This window comes from Candidatus Methylacidiphilales bacterium (assembly GCA_028713655.1).
Classification (GTDB): domain Bacteria; phylum Verrucomicrobiota; class Verrucomicrobiia; order Methylacidiphilales; family JAAUTS01; genus JAQTNW01.
Genome location: JAQTNW010000012.1, coordinates 1 through 20294, shown reverse-complemented (window position 1 = coordinate 20294; position 20294 = coordinate 1). Strand labels below are relative to the sequence as shown.

Sequence of the window (20294 nt, the reverse complement as noted above, 5' to 3'; positions counted from 1 at the left end):
ACGAAGCTTGTCGCGGAAGCTTCTTTTTGCCCTTCGCGCAGACCAGTAAACCATCCGGGTTAGTTCCGGATTTTTTCCTGAAACACCTGTCGCAGGCTCCGGCTCCACTGGCTGAGCAACGGTTCCCATTTGAGGTCGAAGCGCAGTACCCCGGTCCGGCGCTGCATCAGGGCAATGCCTGGACGCGCCTGCAAATCGGCATAGACCAGAAAGAACGGATCCTCGGCTTTCAATCCGCTGGCGTCATTTTTTTCCGTCTTCACATCACCTCCGGCCGACCAGCCCAGCGCCGCCGAGGGCAGGATTTTTTGTTCCGCCGGCACAATCCGGAACTGCCTGGCGGGCAGGGCCGTGCCGCTCTGGCCGCGCAAACGAACCTTGCCGCCGCGCAAACGTTTGGAAAACAGTTCCGACGCCTGCTGCTGGCTGACAACAGCAACAAAACGGTACGCGGCGGGATCGATCACCTCGCCGAGTTGGTTCCCCCGCTGCATCCACGCGCCCAGGGTGTCCTGTACGCCGGGGGCCGCCCAGACGCCGTCAAACGGCGCGCGTATTTCCAGCCGCGACTTCAGGCTTTCGGCGCGTTTGAGATTTCCTCGGGCAGCGTCCATTTCCGACTCGGCGGGTTGCAGTTCCACCCGCGCCTCCATGGTCACACCCTGCAGGCGAGCCTCGCACTCGCGCACCTGGGCGTTCGCGGCTTCGATGTCACAATCGAGCTGGGGATTGGACAGAACCATCAACAAGTCGCCTTTGTGCACGACCTCACCCGAGGGCACGACAATCTTTTCCACGCGCCCTTCCGACTCCGCAAAAATACGGGCATAACGCGAGGCTTCCACCACTCCGTCCGCGCGAAAATGATTGGGGAATGGGATCAGCCAGAGAAAGACCAGGATCACGGCCAGCCCGCCAAATGTTAGTGTGATTGCTCTCGAGCGGACCGCCTCAAGCACGGGATCGTGCAGGATATATCGCACGAAGCGGACGGACGGGACCACGACCCAAAGCACCACGGTCACGGCGGCCAGCACCAATCCGAGGCCCAAAAAATGTTCCGCAAGGACGAAGAAAATGCTCCACAACAAAACAATGCGATACAAGCCGCTGGTTACCCCATAAACGCCAAGCCAGCGCGCCTCGGCGGGCGATCTCGCGACGCCGACCGCAAAACGGGAGCGGAAGACATAATGCTCGAGCAGATATTTCAGATGCAGTGTGGAGCGCTGGCCCAGGTTTGGAATCTGTACCCAGTCGCTGAAGATATAATAGCCGTCAAAGCGGAGCAGGGGGTTGATGTTGAAAAGCAGGGTGGTCACCGACGCCAGCACCACGATGTTGTAGGCCATGCTGTTGATCATGCCGGGCCCGGTTGAGGCCCATACCAGCATCGCGAGGGCGGCGAGAAAGAATTCAAAGATCATGCCCGCAGCCGCCACCAGCATCCGACGCCGCGAATCGGTAAAACCCGTGCTCGAAGACACGTCCACATAGGGCAGGGGAGTCAGGATCATCAACATCACTCCGAACGTTCTCACCTCGCCGCCGTAGCGCTTGCAAACCAGCGCATGGCCGAGTTCGTGCCAGAATTTTGTCAGGACACCGCAAAAATAAAACAGGAAAAAATTCGAGGGTGAAAAAATGGCCTGCGACTGGTCCCGGACAGCGTCCCAATGTTCGAGCGCCAGCTTCACGCCGTTGAGCACCAGCAAAAGCCAGACCACAAAAAACCAGCGCGAAAAAAACGGGCGGAACCAGGGCAACAAGCGTTCCAGGAAAGGATTGGGGTCCAGCAGATGCATGCGCAAAAAAAGGAAATTCAGCCATTTGCTGCCAAGTTCCTTTTCATCGGCCTTCCGGCGGCGTTCGTAGAGCTTGCCCGCATCCGGCGGAAGATCCGAAACCATGAGATTCGCCTCGGTGAGCTGTGCCAGCAGCCGGATCACATCCTGCTGCCCGGGGGAATCGCCGGGAAACAACTCCAGGCACTCGCGCCAAACCTGGTCGATGGTCCGGTCCGTGCGCAATCGGGCCAGAAAATTCCAGGCGGAACTTTGCAGGCGGAAAAAGCGGTTGCTGAACGGGTCGCGGATCACGTACCAGATTTCACCGCGGAATGTCTGGCGCGAAACCTCGGCAGCCGGATTGAGTTGCGCACGGCTTGCCGCCACGCGGTGCCACGCCTCGCTGAACATTTGCGCGCCCATGCCCTTAATCCCCCCGTATTGCGGTTTGCGTGTACAGGTTCATCCTCACCACCAGAGTTTGAGCCGGATGAAATCCACCAGGCGATGCGTGGCCTGGAACCAGGCGCTGCGCCAGCCCGCCTTCATGCGGACGCTGCCACTCATGCCCGGTCGAAACCAGGATGCAGGCGGATCGGCCAGACGGCAACGGACGAGAAAAACATTGCCCTTTGGTTTGGCCACGGCCGCAGGCTCCACCCGCTCAACGATGATGCGGTAACTCTCGCCTGGTCGCCCCGCAAAACGCACCCAGCCCGCCGCGCCTTCCCGGATGTCCTGCACATCGCGTTCCTGGAGTTCGGCTTCAATATAGAGGTCCTCGAAACGGCAGACCCGCATCAGGATGTCGCCTTTTTTCACCGGTGCGCCGAGCTTGTCGCGCAGGTCGCCTTCCACCACCACGCCGTCGAACGGGGCCCGCACTTCCGCGCGCGCGAGATTCAGGCGGATCTGGCCCAGCTTGGCGTCCGCCTGCGAGGCCTGGGCGAACTTGATGTGCATGTCGCTGACCCGGCTGTCACCCTGGGCGAGTTGGGCTTCACTATCACTCCGCTGCCGGTTGGCCAGCGTTTCCGCCTCCTGCAAATGCAGTTCCTCCGCGTCCAGGCCGAACAGCGGCTGCGATTTGGAAACCGGGTCGCCCGCCAGCACATCCACATGCTTGAGATAACCATCGAACGGCGCCGGAAGGTTCAAGAGCGTGCGCGTCTTGAGCGTAAAATCTCCGCCCACGCGGTAGGGCAGCGGGATCAGGAATATGAAAAGCACAAACAACGCCCCGGCAACGGCGCCAAACTTCAGCAGGGTGCGTTCCGGGCCGAGGAAGCGCGAGAGCCAGCGCCGGGCGCGTACTTCGCCGGGCTTCCACCAGGAACGCCCGGTGCGCTCCAAATCCCCGAGCCGCCGCGCGCTCAAATCGCAGATCAGGCGCAGCGCATCCAGTTCCTCCGCGCTGAAAGCCCGGTCCTGCCGTTCCAGCGCTAACACACCCTGGACTTCGTTTTCAAGCCGCACCGGCAGGGACAAAAGATGCCGAGCGCCGTGCTTGCGGGAGTAGGCTTCATGATAACGCGCGATGAACGGCGAGTCCTTTTCCTCCGGCCAGGCGATCTCCGCGTCCTGGTCGGCGGATTCCTGCATGGCGGAAATCAGATCACGCGCCGCCTGGAAACGCTCCTCGAACTTGTTGCTGTGGCTGGTGGCCAGCAGGTGGAGTTCCTCGCCGCGCACCCAGGCCAGCGACGCGCGGGCGGATTTGAAATGAAAGGCCAGTTCGTTGCAAAATAGCATCGCCGCCGGCTGCTGCCGGGTCTGCTCATTTAATTGGAGTTGAAGGTCCAGCGCCACCATGAGCGCGGCGTTGGAAGGTGCGGGTGATGACGGCATAAATAAAATGATGGGGCCGGGATTACGCTATTGACCAAAACCCCTTGGAAATGTTTCTTATCTAACCATGCCAAGATTTTTGTCAACCCTGCTCCTGATTCCGCTGCTCTGCGCAAAGCTCGCCGGCGCGGAAACCAATGATTTCGATAACAGCATGGGCCTGCACTTCAAAAAGGTGCCCGGCACCTCCGTCCTCATGTGCATCTGGAAATGCCGGGTCAGCGATTACAATGCTTTCGTCTCCGCCACCGGCCGTAAATGCACCAAACCGCCGTTCGTCCAAACCCCCAACGATCCTGCGGTCAACATCAGTTGGGAGGACGCCAAGGCCTTCGCGTATTGGCTGACGGGAGTGGAGCATGCCTCGGGCAAACTGCCGGCCGACTGGTTTTATCGCCTGCCCAGCGATATCGAATGGAGCCGTGCGGCGGGGCTGTCTCCGTCTGGTGAGGAAACGGGCTATGCAGCCGAAGACAACGCGCTTTATCCCTGGGGCAAAGACTGGCCGCCTCCGCCCGGCTGCGGCAATTATTCGCCCAGTTTGCAGGTGGACAAATACCCCTACACATCGCCGGTCGGGAGTTTTCCGGCGAACAAATTGGGGTTCTTTGACCTGGGCGGCAACGCCTGGGAATGGTGCGAGGACACCTACAATCGTTCGCCTGATTACCGCATCCTGCGCGGGGCGTCCTGGCGGATGAAAGATCCGGGCGATCTGCTGCTCTCCAACCGGATCGGGAATGTGCCCGATCTGCAACTGCCGGTGTATGGATTCAGGCTGGTCATTGAAATGCCCAAGCCGCCCGAACCCCCGCCTCTGCCGACTGCAACAACTTCGTCGGCTATTCCTAAAAAATAAAAAGCCTTGGGCGGGACGCCCAAGCTACTGCAGATTGACTTTCTGCATTCAATGTGTCACATTGGACACATGAAAACGATTTCAATTCGCGAGCTCCATACCCGGACGGGACATTATGTCCGCAGCGCCCAGACGGAACCTCTTGCGGTCACCGAGCGGGGACAACGGATCGCCATTTTACAGTCCGCCAACGGCAGCCAATTGGCCGGGCGCTCCTTTCCGCGCCGCACGCTGAAAGAACTTGTGCGCGTCAAACCCGGCAGCATGGACTCCTCGAAAATAATCTCGGAAGACCGTGATCGCGGATGATCTATCTCGATTCCAACTATATCGTGCGCTGCTATCTGTTGGAACACGGTTCCGCTGAAGTTTTGAAATTGGTTCAAAAGGCCCGCGGCTGTTGCAGCCTTTCGCTGGCAAAAATCGAATGTGTCGCGGCCTTTAAACGACACCAGCGCGAAAATGCGATAGATGCGGAAGGCCTCCAAAAAGCATTAAGTTTTTTCGCACAGGATGACGCCCAGGAGGTCTGGACTTATTTTCCAGTTTCAAACGCATTGATAAGTTCCGCCTGCGCCCGCCTCCAAACACTGCCGCCTAACGTCTATTGCAGAAGCGCGGACGCCCTTCACCTGACATGCGCTTCCGAACAGGGCTTTCGGGAAATTTATTCGCACGACCGGCATTTGCTGGCGTCCGCCGCCTTTTTCGGGCTAAAGGGCATCGACATTATTCCGAAGGCCCCTCGATAAGGAGTTATTCCGACGCGCCGACTTTCTTGGCATACGCCTGCACGCCTTGAAGCATGGTGGCCAGGAATCCGGCGATGGTGATCAACCCGCCAATCGCTTCCGCGCGGCTGAGTTCGATCTTATCCCCAACCGCGATGTCGCGGACATGGTCGGTCATGCGGCGGGTCAGGCCGAGAATGGGTTCGCCGCCCTGCGACTGCGCGGGCGCCTGCATGACGGTGATCATTCTGAGTTTGAGCGTGAGCTTGCCGTTCCTGGCTTCCTCATTCGTGAGCTTGCCGTCTTTCAATACAAGCGCCTTGGTCAGGTCCAGCAGTGACTGCACGTGATCTTCCAACTCGGATTCAATGCCGTATTTTTTCTTCAACTGGGCGAATTTTTCGGGAATCGGAAGTTGCAGGAATTGCTGGCGGTCCGGGCCCGTGATTTTTTCCACGAGGGCGGGGTCGGCCTTGCCGGTCATTTTGTAATCGCAAAGCGCGCAAACGGTGCGGCAATCCTCCAGAAGCGGGACAATGGTCGAGAGGGCTTCCGAAAGTGTGTTGCGCGCCATCCAAAATTGGGTCGCATCCTTGGCGCGTTCAAAATCCATCCGGCTCTGGATCTTGGGCATGACGGAACTTTGCTGGGCCATCTGGTCGTAGTCTTCCTCGTTGATCTTGCGGAAGCTGGCCAGGCAGAAGCAGGCGATGTCGAAGAGCCGCTGGTAAACTTGAAGGTAACGCTCCGCGACATCATTCAGGCTGATGACCGTGGCGGCATTGGGGGAAGGCTGGGGTTGTTTGGAAGCGGACATGGCGACTTCTTATACCGCGAGGGAGGAATCGTCAATAGAGTTTCGGGAAAACGCAAAACACATTTCTCTCACGAAGACATGGAGGACACGGAGGAAAAGAAGATATAAAATGTGGAATTCAGAGACGAAGCTGAGAGCTGAAAGCGCCTTCCTGCTCGCGACGAATGTTGGAGTCAGCGGTTCAATTTTTGCTGAAATATTCTCTTTGATTTATAACTATAACTTATACTTAAGGTTATATTAATCAGTCTTACGTCGTTCTTGATTTGCCTTTTAGATGCGAGCTAGTCTCAGCCTTAACTGCCATGCCCATTCTCAACCCAGCACGCGCTAAAAAGCTCAAATCCCGGTACGTCCCTGGGACCCGCTGGAATCAGAACTCTCTCCACCGCGCCGGACAATTCAGCCTCGAAGCACTCGAGCCCCGCTGCCTTCTCGACGCCAATCTGTACACCACCTCCCCACCGGCCGCCACACCCGCCGCCGCCACTGCCTACAACTCCGCCCTGAGTACCAATTTAACGGCCTTGGCCAGCAATCTTGCCTCGGTCGGCGGCGCCCTTAATCAGGACCCCACGCTCACCCAGAAAGCCGTCCCTTTCCTCCAGCAGTCGGTCACCGACCTCTACGGAAAAAATTTCGGCCAGTTCCTGATCGGCGGTTCCGGCGCAAACGCCTACGCCACAATAGTCGCCAACTATTTTGCCAACGACAGCACGCCGACCAGCGCAGAATTGGCGACAACCCTCGACACAGCCGTCAAAGCCACCTTCGGTTCCGGTTCCAGTGTCACGGACAACTCCACCGCCGCCAAACTCGAACTCGATTTCAACATCGACCCCTCCAAGGCCGCCACTGCGCAAAATCTAAAACTTGGCAACGAGGCCCAGGAGTTTGCCCTCTCGCTCGGGCCGAACGCGCAAATTGATCTGGGTTTCGGCGGCACGATCAAATTCTCCATTGATGCCGACCTTTCGGCTTTGACCGGCGTGGCCGGGACGGATGAGCCCGACTATTGGATTGATTTCGGCAGCGGCGGAAACAAATACGAGCTGACAGCCAGTTCGCGTCAATCCACCTCCGGCGCGGGCATCAATGCCCCGTTGGACGGATTTGGCGTCGGATTCGGCCTGATCGGAGCCCGCCAGACAACATCACCCACGGATGCCGGCGGTTATGTCAGTGGCGGGAGCTTTGCCCTCGATCTGGATCTGAACGTTGCCTTCAACACGGACTCCAACGGCAAATTCACGCTGAACAATTTGGATAATTACCTTCCTGACGGCAATTGGCAGGATGCCTTCACGGTCCAGACACCGCAGGGCAGCAGCGCCGCCCTCCCCTCGCGGACAAACAACACGGCCCGGCTTGTGTTGCCCGTTGATGTGGCCAATCCCACGGGCAACACATTCATCTCCGGCCTGGACGGCCTGACCGGGACCTTCACGCTCACGGACAATAATCTTTTTAACGGCGGCGTGCCGCTGGTCACGGCCAGCGACCCGACCCTGGCTTCTCTTTCCCGCATGGGCCCGGACGATCTCCTGCAATACGTCCGCAACGTCTCCAATTTCATGAGCCAGGCCGAGCAGCAGCAGGAATTGCAAAGCCTCATGCCCTTCCTCGACGTGACGCTCGGCCAGGCCTACGGCTATCAAACCGCTACCGATGAGGCGTTTGTCAATCCGGTCACGTTGTTGAGCAATGTTCTCACGGCGAAGGACGCGCCCTCGACCAGCGGCGACCCGCTCGACTTTAGCGGCAGCAGCAGCTTCAAAATCTACATTTTCAACAACGGCGCCCTGATGACGCCCTCGGGCGGCGCCACCGTCACCCTGGCCCAGGACAACGCCCGCGACTCGCTCGACAAGCTCCAGGCCGCCTTGCAATCCGCTCTGCCCACCATCTCCGGCACAAAGTACGTCCAGGCCCGGCTCACGGACACGGCTTCGCCCCGGCTTGAGCTCTACGGCGACGCCAACACAACGTTCTATTTGGAAAATATCAACCCCGCCGCGCAAACACTCAACCTGGGATTCGATCCCTATGGCATTGTGTTTGCGCGCAACAGCGGAACCATCACCGGGACCGGCGCCGCCAAATACCAGTTGGGGACCGTCAATGTTCTTTCCGGCAGCAACATCAATCTCTCCACCCTGACTTCGCCGCTGGTCTTCACCGTGCAGGTTGGCGCCAACGCGGTAAAAACCGTGACGGTCGAACCCGACAATTTTGTCAGCATGAGCGGCTTTGCCGCCGCTGTGCAAAAGGCGCTCGTGACACAGGGTCTCTACGACGTCAGCAACGGCAGCGGCATCCTGGCCACGGCTGTGGCTGTCGGCTCCGACTACGGCCTGCAATTCATCTGCGCAGGCAGCTCGCCCCAAACCTTCACACTGGGCGGGGCCGGGGTTTCATTTTTCAATCTTGGCGCGACCCTGACCGGCTCCTCGACCAACGCCTACACACTGAGCTCCGCCACGCCGGTCGTTGTCTCCGCATTCAACACCCCTTCCGACCTAACGTTTACCATCCGGAAACAGGATAACGGAACGGCTTCCTACCTCACGGCCAGCATCCAGATCCCCGCCGCCTACTACACCTCGCTGAACCAATTGCGCGCGGCGATCGTTACCGCTCTCCAGGCGCAAAATCTCTACGACAGCGCCACCCAAAGCGGCGTGCTTGTGCGTGTGGTCCAACTTGCCGGTGGAGGCCAGGGCCTGGAATTTTACGGTTCAGCCGAGATTTACGAACTTTCCGTCAGCGGCACGGGCCTTTCGCGGCTGGCCATGACGGCCACCACGGCCACCGCCCCCTCGATCAACATCAGCGTCACCCGGGACGGTTCCGCGACTCCCCTAACAACAACCCTTTTCATCAACGGCAACACCACGCTGGATTACTACGGCGATGCCGTCAATTCCCGGGTCGCGGACCTGGTCTCCGACATCCACGACGCGCTGGTCCGCGCGGGGCTGCTCGATCCGGCCGCCGGCACGGGGGTCGATGTCCGGGCCATTGCGGACGCTTCCAACAACCTTACCGACACCATTGAATTTTTCGCCCTGAACGCGGGCGCGGGAACCGGAAAAATCCAGTCCATCTCCACCGGCGCCGCATCTTCAGCGCTGACTGTCACGGCCGCCACACTCACAACCACCGGTTTGGGGCAACTCAACATCTACGGTGTCGCCGCCCGCATCATCGCCACCTCGGGCGAGGAGCGAAAACCCAACTTTTCAAATATCGAGGAATTCGTCACCCGCCTGCGCCAGTCCACCGGCGTGCCTCAGGTCAAGGTACAGCCCTACGACACCGGTTCCGGAAACATGGGCCTGAGCTTTTCCGCCTGGACCGGCAACACGAGCACCATCACCATCGGCGGCCCTGGCCTCTCAAAGCTCCATCTCGCCAACCCCAGCAACGGCACGAACTCCGTTCATTCCCAAAGCGCCATCACGCTTTCCGATTTCAACTCTGCCAGCGCGACCAATCGTACCCTGACATTTTCGATCAACGGTGGAGCTGCTGTCACCGTTGTTGTGCCCCAAGCTGTCTATGCCTCGATTGCCGATCTGGCGGATGCCATTTCCCTGGCCATGCGCCAGGCGGGATTGAACGAGGGATTGCTCGAGTCCACACCCACTTACAGCGGTGGCAACCTGCTCAGCGGCATCTCACCGTCCTTCAGTTTTCCCATCCGGCTTTTCGCCGACAAAAATTTCGGCGCCGGCAGCCTTTCCGACCTGACCGATGTTAAAATGAGTTTTGCCAACTCCTACGGCCAGACCAGCACCGGACAGATCACCAACCTCGCATCCAGCACACTTGAAACCGTGACCCGCAGCGACGATCTGCGCTTCACGCTTGGCGTGGATTTGATCCAGCCGCCCACATCCTCGGAATCCCTGACGGTGGATCTCCCCGTCATGATTCCCAGTTGGGACGGGCAGCTTACCTACGACAGCCTCATCCGCGTCGTACTGGACGACGGCGTTAGTCACGATCTTCTCATCACAGCGGCGGAAACCTCGTCCGACATCTCAACACAGGACTATGCGGATTTGCTCACAGCCAAAATCCTGGCTGCCGGGTTGGACTCGAAGTTGACCGTCTCGGTCGATACGTCGGATCAATATGGCCGCGATGTCATCCGGCTCAGCACGGTGGCGGGCAGCAGCCACTCGCTGACGGTCAATGTCCCGACGTATTCACACGACCCGGTCCTGCAGCCCAACTCCGCTGCGGGCAAACTGGGTTTCAGCACCACCACGAACGCTTCCAATCCCGCGGAATTTTATTTTTATGCCGGGCTCGACAACGCCACCATCGGCGTCCAGGGCGGCACCGAACCGTTCACCGCGGGCACCGGCTACGTGTTGAGCGGCGATTCCTATCTCCAGATCACACTGCCGGATGGAAGCAATTCCATTGTCAGGATTCCGGCTTCGTCAACCAGCGCCAATACAACCCTTGACGATCTGGTTGCCGACATCAACAGCGCGATCCCCGTTTCCACGCCCGTCACGGCCGTGAACAACGGCGGCACACTGGGTTTTACGTTTACCGGCACCGCCACGGGCGCCAACACCTGGCAGGTTGAACTTTCCAAACGCGTTTATCTCGGCGTCGGTCTCAATCCCATCATTGCCGACAACGCGATTGACACCTCCGTCGGCGGCTACACCCTGGCCACGGACGCGTTCTTCACCGTGCAACTGCCCGACGGGACCCTGGACGTCTTTCAAGTCAGCGCCGCGGACACGGCGGACAACACGAGCTACCAGAATCTGGTCGATGACATCAACACCGCCATTCTGGCGAAGGACGACCTCAGCCAGGGCGGCGTTACCCCCAAACTCATTGCCTATATTGACAACAGCGCCGCCGACAACAAAATCCGCTTCAAGCTCAGCACCGATTTCTTCCCCGCGGGAGGCTCGTGGAACCTCCAGATCAATTCACAGTACAGCGATGGCAAATCCAACGCCGCGCTCGACGACCTGCTGTTCGCACCCACTAACAACAAGGAATCCAGCCGGGCCATTCTCGGTGTCATCTCATCCACGCTGCAAAATCCGACCGATTTCCAGTTGTCCCACGATCTGAATTTCGATCTTTCCATCAACGGGTCCGATTACACCACGGTTACCCTGCCTGCAAGCGACACCACAACCAACGCGAACATCGGCGATTTGATCACCGACCTTAACAGTGCGCTTGCTGCCACCACACTGACGCTGAACGGCACGTCCTACAATGCAGGCCAGTTCATCCAGGCCATCGCCATCTCCTCCGCCTCGCGTGTCCAACTGGCGCTGAGGGATGACGCGCCTGTCGATATTCTCAACCTCCGCTTTGCCCCCACCACAACCGTGAACAACGGCTACACCGACCTGGGCTTCCCTGCCGAGGAATCCAGGATCGGCATCCGCGGCAGCGACAGCACCCTTTCCAACATCTTCCTAACAGGACGCGCCGAGGTGCGCAGCGGTGATCTGGCGGGCACGGCCAATTTCGGCTTCATCGATTTTGCCTTTGACCATGCGGATCTGGATGTCGTGGCGGAAAGCGAATACCAGGTTTCAGGCACCGTCGATCGCATGCAGGACCTCATGAGCGCGTTCGGCGGCAACCGCAGCGACTTCCCCGGCCTCACCACCCAACTGAACATCGAAGACAGCACCGCCGCCAGCCTCAAGCTCACCTCGCTTTCCTTCCCGAACGACCCGGCCAGTTCCTATGCGGGATCTTCCGTTACGAATCTCAACTTCGGCTCCGGCGCCTTCATCCTCATCGCCTACCAACCCACCGGTGATGCAGCGTCATCCAGCATCGGCGCGGGCGTCAGCAGTTTCAGCCGGCTCCCACCGCCCGACCTGACATTTAACAACACCAATCATACCGAATTGCTCAGCCGCCTGGCGTTCTACGATGTCGTCACATCCCTCTGGCGCGTGGGCGATCTCATCAGCGATTGGATGAAACATGACCCGCAGGGGCCGTTTGCCTCCAAGCTGTTTTTCGTCAAATCCGGCCTCGTCGATGCCTACGATTTTGGAATCGAGTTCAACCACATCATTGACCAGATCCTGCTCAACCCGCCGAAGAGTCTCCAGGAAATGCGGCGCACACTGGCCTCGGGCTTTCAGTTGAACGAATCGGACATCACTCTCAACCTGGTTACTTCCGGCAGTGGCTCCACCTTCCAGGCTGCCATCCAAATCGGTTTCGACCTGGTCCGGACCGTCACTGCCACTCTTCCGCTCTACGTCGATCTGGCCACGCTTGCCGACCGCTCCCAAAATAGCGGCCTGGTCAAACAAAGCCTGCTCGGACTCTCGGCGCTCGCCGGCAATCCGGCCAATCCCATGAATGTGGATTTTTCAGCGCTCTCCAAGCTTTCCCTCGACATGGATATCGTCCTCGTCAAGGACGGAGAGGTCGTCGAACCCACACCCGTCCTCAACGAGCCCGCCTCCGGCCATTTCTTCGAAACCCGGTTTTTCCTCGACGGCGACTCCTACACCTCCGATCTTCCCGCTGGCGCCAATCATCTGCGCCTGGGTTACAGTTGGATCAACGATCAAGGCAAGGAAGTCGTCGCCCCCGGCGACGTCAACAGTCCCAGCATCGCCTCCGTCGCCACCACACAGGCCCTGTCTGCCGTCTATGATGGAACGCAGACCCAGCCCACATTGACGGCTTCGGCCAACGGCGGGCTCATTCTTGATGGAATCACCGTCGCGGTCGGCGACAGCGTACTGGTCAAAAACCAAGGTGATACGACACAGAACGGGCTCTACGACGTCATCTCCATCGGCAGCGCCGGCAGCAAATGGGTCCTGGCGCGCACCACGGATTCCCTGACCTGGCTGAAGGTGCAAATCACGCGCGGCACTCTCAACGGCGGCTCTTATTTCATGATCAAGGATGTACCGACCGTCACGGTAAAAGCGGCAACCGCCGCCGCCCTGGCCGGCGCCTACCTTGATTATACAACCGATGCCGACCCCTCGAACGACTTTTTCCTCCCGCTTTTCACCGCGGCTGCCAACGGCGCGCTTGTCATCGATGGCGTCACCCTCGCCAATGGCGATTTCGTCCTGCTGAAAAACCAGGCCGTGACGGCCCAAAACGGAGTCTATCAAGTCATTGACACCGGCAGCGCCTCGACGCCGTTCAAGCTCACACGCATGACCGTCGGTGATGCCACCACGGGCAAGGCCGCTGTCGTCGGCGGAACCGCCTCGGGCGGCACTGTTGCCAATCCAAAAAATTATTTGATCAGCCAGGGTGTTGTCACCGTCCAGACCGGCACAAACCCCTATGGCGTGGTTGCCTTGCGGCCTTCGGCTGTTGCCGTCAACGCGGAGGGAACGGTTGCCCTGCCGGACGCCAACGGCACGCCTCAAATGTACGACATCGATGCCGTCACCACGGATACGCCCGTTGCCGCGGCCGTTACGGTGAATGCCGCCACCACGGCGGATTTGAACGCCGTCTTCAACAGCGGCGCCAACACGCTGACAGCTTCCGCCAATGGCGTGTTAACAATCGATGGCGTCACTCTTGCCTTGAATCAACAGGTGCTGGTCAACAACCAGACCGACGGCTCCCAGAACGGCGTTTACAAACTCACGACCCTGGGCACCGCCTCGGTCAAATGGGTCCTCACGCGCAGCACTTCGTTTAATAGCGTCGCCGAGCTCAACGGCATCAAGGTCGCCGTCGCTTCCGGTGGGACGCTCTACGGCGGCAAAGTGTTCAAGGAAACCGCCACAATTGTCGATCTGAACACTTCCATCGTGCGGTTCTCGCGCCTGATCGAGCCGGCGGTGTTCGACCTTGATGTCGCCAGCTTCGGCGGCGTGGCCGCCAAGCAACTGCCCTATTCCGTCGTGGCCGCCTCAACCGGTGATATCAACACGGCTTCCGGCTTGGGGCAGGTGGCTGTCTATGACAACACCGCAGGTACCCTTACTGCGGTTGGCAACGGGTTCCTGAAAAATCTGGCCATCCAAGCCTGGGATTCCATCAACCAGGCTGTCATCACGCAGACCAGCATCGACGGCATCCGTGATTTGAAGGTCGGGGATCACATTCTCCTGATGCATCAGGGCCAGACAGACCTGAACCCGTCCACCACAACCTATCAGGGCAACTATCAGAACGGCATCTACGAAATTGTGAGCCTGGGCAGCTCCACGACCCACTGGCAGTTGCAGCGCGTCGATTTCGCAAATTCTGTCGCCAAAATCCAATATCTCCGCGTTGCTGTCGAACGCGGCGTTTACAACGGCGGCATCCGTTTCATCCAGACCAACCATCTTCTCGGCGCCATCAGCTCATCCGAACCCATCAATTTCTCCGGGGACGCCGCCCATGTCTATGGCGATTACGATGTCAACGGCACCCTGACCGCTCCCTGGCTGGCTTTTTCCGCCATCGGCCAGGCTGTGGCGGATCTGCCGCTCTCCGTCATCATCATACCCAACACCGGCGGGCAAACTGTCATCACCAAGGACCTCGGCAGCCTCACGGATATCGAGAAAAAAAATCTCGGCCTGCTCGGAACCGGCATCGTCAACGACGACCTTTACAAGTCCATGCCGGACCTGCCCACCCTGCACATTCTCGTTCCGAACGACAACGAAACCGTCATCAATGCCTACACCGGTTCCGGTCTGGATAAATTTTTCAACACCTCGCTCATTGCGGTGCAATTTAATCCCCTGCCGGATTTGTTCCACACCGTGCCGCCCAGCGATGTGCTTTCGCTCCTGCGCGACTGGTCCTTCATGGGCGACGCCCTCGACCTTGCGCTGTTCAACCTCCAGTTCGGCATGGACCGCGCCACCGGGATCGAATTGCCGCTGCTCGGCGCCAGCCTCCCGAACTACACGGGCTTCATCGAGGATTTCCGCGACGACCTCACGACGCGCATCCGTTCCTACCTGCGCCTTGATCCTCTCAAACCGGTCAACGACATCCGCAACGCGCTCTATGACGCCCTCGGCCCCAACGGCGTCGGCTACCTGAGCGCCATCACGGATGTCGGCATCACTGTCATCGGCCAGACCTGGAACATCGACGACCAGTCGAACCCCAATTATTACGGCACCACGCCCGAGGGTCTGAAATTCGAGAAAATCACCGGCAGCGCGGTCGAATTCTCCTTCACGCTTAACAAAACGCTCGATACCTACGCCAACTCGGTCGTCATCGACACGATTGACATGGGCGACTCCACACTCGGCCTGACCCTCTCCAACCGCACCAACGCCACCCTCAGCAACGGCGTCGCCACCGCCACCACCGGCGGCGTCAATCTCCGCCGCTCCTTCCAGCTCAATTTCGGGTTTGGCATGGATGTGGTCGATGGGTTCTACATTTTCAACCCGACCCAGACCAGCGGTTCCACCGCCCCAACGGCGCCGCTCATCAACATCGGCATCCAGGCCGAACTGGACGGCGACATCAATACGGCCGGCATTCAGCCTTTCGTGCAGAAGGATTTCAACAGCCAGCTCAACCAGCTTAGCATCCGCGTGGCGGACGGGCGCGCGGATTACTCAACCGACGGCAAAGGCTCGGGCTTTTTCGGAAACTTCCTTTTCAACCTGAACACCGGGACCGGCACCAACCGCGTCGGCGCCGGCAACCGCGGCGTTTCAACCGTCCAGCTTGCGGACGAAACGGTTCTCGGCCCGGGCGCGGGTTCTGTCATGCGCTATGACTTGAACGCCGACGCCGACATCCACCTGCAAATTGAATCGCAGGCCGGCGGCCTCATCCCTTCCTACCAGGCCGACATGTTTTATTCCAAACGCTTCGGCACCGGCAGCAGCCTGCTGACCTTCGACGCCAAACTCGCCGGCCTCGGGGACACGGTTCTGGGCCAGAAAATCATCGATCAGACCGCCAGCACCGACGAATACCAGAAAGCTTCACCGACCTGGCGCATCAATCGCAGCCTTCTTACCGCCAACGGCAAGGAAGGCTCCACCTTCATCGCGTTCCAAAACATCACCATCGACGTCAAGGATTACCTCGGTGGCCCGCTGTATGCGTCCCTGCAGTTTTATTCCAAGACCACCGACGCCATCCGCCCGTTCATCAAGTTTATGACCACCCCGATTCCGGGGACGGAGTGGATGGCCCAGCCGTTCATCCCCGGCGATTTCCTCGGTACGCCTTTCGCCATCTTCCTGGCCACGATCAACACGATGGACAAGCTGCTGGGCGACCTGCCCAGGTTTGCGGCCCTCAACAGCCGCACCAGCAACAACCCGCGCGTCAGCCTTGGCGGCACGACATTAGGACCCAGCCAGGACATCAAAATCTGGGGTTTCGGCCAGGACGACAACAAGGAAGCCTTCGACAAATACAAGGAAGACCGCGCCATGCGCGAGGTCAAACAGTACATTAAGGAGGATGCCGAAGAGGACGATGAGGATGAGGAAGACAACCGCTCCCGCTTCCAGAAACTTTCCGACGCCCTCACGGAACCCCTGAATACACCCAACAAGTTTTCTCAAAAGTTTGAAAGCTTCCGCGACGGTGATTATTTTTCGTCGGACCCCAAAGCCTCCGGCGTCAGCGGCTCCATCAAGGAAGCGTTCAAAAAGAGCGTGCGCGACGCACTCGAGCGGAACGACGACCGCGGCGGCAAAAAGCGCGTCATCGCCAACATCCAGGGTGGCGGCTTCCAACTCGGCGCTCTTTCCAACCTGACCGCTGTCAATCTCATGATGGGCAACAACGCGGACCTGCTGCGCGTTGAACTTCCCAAGCTCACCCTCGGTTTTTCCTACACGCGCTTTTTCCCGCTGCCCGCCTTCCCACCACTGGGCATGACCCTCGGCTTCCAAATTTCAGTCTTCATCCACCTCAGCTTCGGCTGGGACAGCAACGGGTTTTACTGGACCAACAAGGATGCCAGCAATGCCGATATCACCCAAAGCCAGCGCATTCCCGCCTTTGGTATCTCCGCGCGCTTTTCCGTGGGTGTCGCCCTCAACTTCGGCCTGATCGAAGTCGGCGTCCAGGCCTACTTGGAAGTCGGCGTGGAATTTTTCTGGAACATTCCCGAGGGCACCGATCGTCTATACCAGCGCGAAATCAACTGGCTCTGGGACCATGGCGATTCACTCTTCGACGTTCGCGTGTACGGCAAGGTGGGGGTGGTGATCTATATTGATCTGACCATCCCGATTCCCTTCGTCGGCCCCATCACCAAGCGCATCTTCAACAAGGAATTTTCGATCTACCTCTTCGACCACACCTTTGAGGCCACCCGCGGCAGCATCCAGCTCGGCACCCAGACCGGCGACACCCTGGTCTTGAACATGGGCCCCCATGCCGGCGACCGCATTTTCCTGGACGTCAACAACCGCAACGAAGTCTTCCGGCTCTACCATGTCGGAGGAGACAGCACATCAGGCGAGGATATCGTCGTTGCCTACACTTCCTCCGCCACGACCTACTACCAGCGATTCAACGGCGTCAAGCACGTCGTGGGTTATGCGGGCAAGGGCCAGGAGGAAATCAACGCCGACGACAACCTTGGGAACGTTACCATCGATTTGTCAGGCAGCGGCTCCGCCACGCTCACCCTCAGCCCGTTGCAATATGCCACCGTGGATTTCTTCGGCGGCCAGGGCAGCACGGTCCTGCGCGCCGGCATTGCTTACAATACCGCATGGGGCCGCTCCCGGCTTGAAGGCGGCGACAGCGTCGGCACACTCGACGCGCACGCGCTCGCCCAGGGGATCGACCTCATTGCCGGCAAGGGCAATACCGAGATCGATGGCGGCACCGGCGCCGACAAGATCGTTTCCAACCAGGGCTCGGACCTCATCAAGGGCAACGGTGGCGGCGATACGTTCTACTTCCTCACCGATTTCGGGCGCGACCGCATTTACGTCACAGGCACGGGCAACAGCGTCTCTTTTGCCGGGGCCACCCTCAGCGGTTACAACGACGGAACTGCGGATTACGTTGTTCCAACCACCACCGCCCCGCTCAAGTTCCAGTTCGGCCCGCTGGTGCAAAGCGTCAAGCAGGGGGACAACACCATCTACTTTGCCACCGACCCCAGCGGCGCCAACAGCATCGATACCTGGACGGGCGGATCGGGCGGCGACACCTACAACGTGTTCTATTTCGCCCCCGGCAAGACCCTGAACCTCATCGGCGGTTTGGGCGCCAATTTTTACGCCGTCTATCTCGGTGATCCCAAGAAGGTCTATAACAAGGACGCTGCGCTCAACATCGGCAACGTCAACATCAACGACAACGCCGGTTCCAACAGCCGCCTGCTCCTGACCCAGACTTTTGCCGACACCATCAGCTACGACTCCACACATGTCACCAATGGCCGCGAACACATGCAGCTCAGCGGCATCGAACGCATCGATCTCGATGCCGGCGATTCCACCCTGATCTGGGGTGATGTCAACAATCCCAGCACCTACACGCCGATCGTCGGCGGCAACGTCACCACCGGGCGCATCATCCTGGTCGGGAACGTCAACCTCACCGGCACTTCGGATGTCAGCCTCACTCTCACCCGCACTTTCGACGCGGCTTACAACCTGAACCTGCAAAACGCAAATTCAGCCGACGCGCGCAATCTCAGCATCAACATCGAAAACCCCAACCCGCAGCTCACCTCCGACCTCTATGTCGGCGCCTCGGGAGGCATTTACATCTCTCAAAACAGTGGAACCAGTGGTGACGGTTACGGTGTCATCACCCTCAACGTTCCCACCGGTTCGGTGGATAACGCGCCCGCTGAAAGCGGCGGCATCATCCGCGCAGACCACGGCTCGATCGAAATCCGAGCCAGGAACAGCATTGGCGAAACCGGTGGCGGCACCCATTCCCTTCAGGTCCAAAGCAACGCCATTTCCGCCTCCACCTCGTCCGCCAGCAACGCTTCGGGATTGCAGGGCATTTATCTCTATTCGGCGGTCGATCTGAACATCCGAGCCAGCCAGAACCTCGACGGCATCTCCACCGCCAACGGCCAGATCCGCCTCGAAGTGGCTCCGGGCCACAAACTCACCTACGGCAACATCGTGGCAGGCGGCGGGCAGGACATTACCATCGTCGCGGACGACATCGAACTCGCCGGCGCCTACAGTGTCAGCCGTTCCACCGTCACCCTCACGCAAGTCACCACCACCGTCACGACCTATTCGTATCTCTACGTCTGGGAACCGACGATCACCGGCTTTAATTTCCCGCCTTTCTTCTATCAAAGCGTCACCTGGACCTATCGCATCGTGCCCGTGGCCGTCACTTCCCAGGTCACACAATGGCAGGACGTCACCACCACCCAGACGCTCAATTACACGGCTGGCAGCGGCGCCATCCACGGCACTGGCAACCTCATAGTTCTCAACAACACGGATCTGAAAAATATCGAGGTCGGCAAGCTCACAGCCTCCTCCGATCCAACCATTCTCTCGCTCACCAAGGCCATCCTCGACAGTTGGGGCGATGCCACCGTCAACGGCCTGGCCTACAAGTTCGGCTCCATCGTCATTGGCCGCGACAGGAACGACACGGTTCACACCGGCCACGTCGATCTCTTCAACTACGCCTACCAGGACAAATTGCTCGTTCGCGCCGCAAGCATCCACGCGGGCGGCTCGCCCGGAACGCCGGATCCCGGCATTCTTTCCTCAGCCGATACGCTGGAATTGGATGCCTATCACATTGATAACACTACGGCTCACAACGGTTCCATCACCTTCGATACCACCGGCGACTATCGTGCCGACACCATCCTCATCAACGCCGACACGGACCTGACCGCGCAGGGCAGTTTCACTTCCACCGCCACGCTCGACGGCCTCCTGCAATTCAAGGCCGGCGTCTTCAGCGGCAACGGTTCCGTCACTCTTGCCGGCACTTACACCGCAACCGGCACCGGCTCCAATCTTCTGGCCGAGTCCGGCGGCACCACGGGCGGCATCGTGATCAGCACCACAGGGTTCAATATTGACAATCTGGTCACCCTCAACGCCCATCACGGCGGCATCACGCAGACCACGTCCGCCTGGCTCCAGGCCAACAATCTCGAAGTCTTCGCCGAAAGCTCCGTCAGCGTCAAAACAAGGGTCAACAACCTTCTCAACGCCTTGATCAGCGGCACGGGCGATCTCACGATCGACGAATACGATTCGCTCAACGTCACCAACGCCCAGACCACAGACGGTAGCATAGATCGGAAGAGG

At 59.2% G+C, this 20294-nt stretch carries 7 protein-coding genes; 4 read left to right on the top strand and 3 right to left on the bottom strand.

Annotated features, from left to right (window positions below; genetic code table 11):
* Window positions 1–59: 59 nt before the first annotated feature.
* Together PHD76_05490 and PHD76_05485 are read right to left on the bottom strand one after the other, a co-directional pair.
* Complete coding sequence (locus PHD76_05490) at window positions 60–2210, bottom strand: biotin/lipoyl-binding protein (GenBank protein ID MDD5261286.1); 2151 nt, start codon at window positions 2208–2210, stop codon at window positions 60–62.
* Window positions 2211–2255: 45 nt separating this feature from the next.
* On the bottom strand, window positions 2256–3635 hold the full coding sequence (locus PHD76_05485; protein ID MDD5261285.1) for an efflux RND transporter periplasmic adaptor subunit: 1380 nt from the start codon (window positions 3633–3635) through the stop codon (window positions 2256–2258).
* 67 nt (window positions 3636–3702) lie between these two features.
* Here PHD76_05485 and PHD76_05480 point away from each other — a divergent pair, with 67 nt between their 5' ends.
* The 3 genes from PHD76_05480 to PHD76_05470 all read left to right on the top strand — a co-directional run bounded on the left by PHD76_05480 (window position 3703) and on the right by PHD76_05470 (window position 5246).
* Entirely contained in the window at window positions 3703–4494 is a 792-nt protein-coding gene (locus PHD76_05480) for an SUMF1/EgtB/PvdO family nonheme iron enzyme (protein MDD5261284.1), read from the top strand.
* A gap of 69 nt (window positions 4495–4563) precedes the next feature.
* Window positions 4564–4803 (top strand): hypothetical protein, encoded by a 240-nt coding sequence (locus PHD76_05475; protein ID MDD5261283.1) that lies wholly within the window; start codon window positions 4564–4566, stop codon window positions 4801–4803.
* Window positions 4800–5246 (top strand): type II toxin-antitoxin system VapC family toxin, encoded by a 447-nt coding sequence (locus PHD76_05470; GenBank protein ID MDD5261282.1) that lies wholly within the window; start codon window positions 4800–4802, stop codon window positions 5244–5246. Before PHD76_05475 ends, PHD76_05470 begins: the two co-directional genes overlap by 4 nt.
* Window positions 5247–5250: 4 nt before the next feature.
* On the opposite strand, the gene PHD76_05465 is transcribed toward PHD76_05470, so the two are convergent.
* Complete coding sequence (locus PHD76_05465; GenBank protein MDD5261281.1) at window positions 5251–6042, bottom strand: hypothetical protein; 792 nt, start codon at window positions 6040–6042, stop codon at window positions 5251–5253.
* Between the two features lie 305 nt (window positions 6043–6347).
* Here PHD76_05465 and PHD76_05460 point away from each other — a divergent pair.
* The coding region (locus PHD76_05460) for a calcium-binding protein (GenBank protein ID MDD5261280.1) at window positions 6348–20294 on the top strand (13947 nt) is incomplete at its 3' end.

Coding starts and splice junctions, on each gene's coding strand:
- PHD76_05490 (MDD5261286.1), bottom strand. CDS start 2,210: ATGGGCGCGCAAATGTTCAGCGAGGCGTGGCACCGCGTGGCGGCAAGC.
- PHD76_05485 (MDD5261285.1), bottom strand. CDS start 3,635: ATGCCGTCATCACCCGCACCTTCCAACGCCGCGCTCATGGTGGCGCTG.
- PHD76_05480 (MDD5261284.1), top strand. CDS start 3,703: ATGCCAAGATTTTTGTCAACCCTGCTCCTGATTCCGCTGCTCTGCGCA.
- PHD76_05475 (MDD5261283.1), top strand. CDS start 4,564: ATGAAAACGATTTCAATTCGCGAGCTCCATACCCGGACGGGACATTAT.
- PHD76_05470 (MDD5261282.1), top strand. CDS start 4,800: ATGATCTATCTCGATTCCAACTATATCGTGCGCTGCTATCTGTTGGAA.
- PHD76_05465 (MDD5261281.1), bottom strand. CDS start 6,042: ATGTCCGCTTCCAAACAACCCCAGCCTTCCCCCAATGCCGCCACGGTC.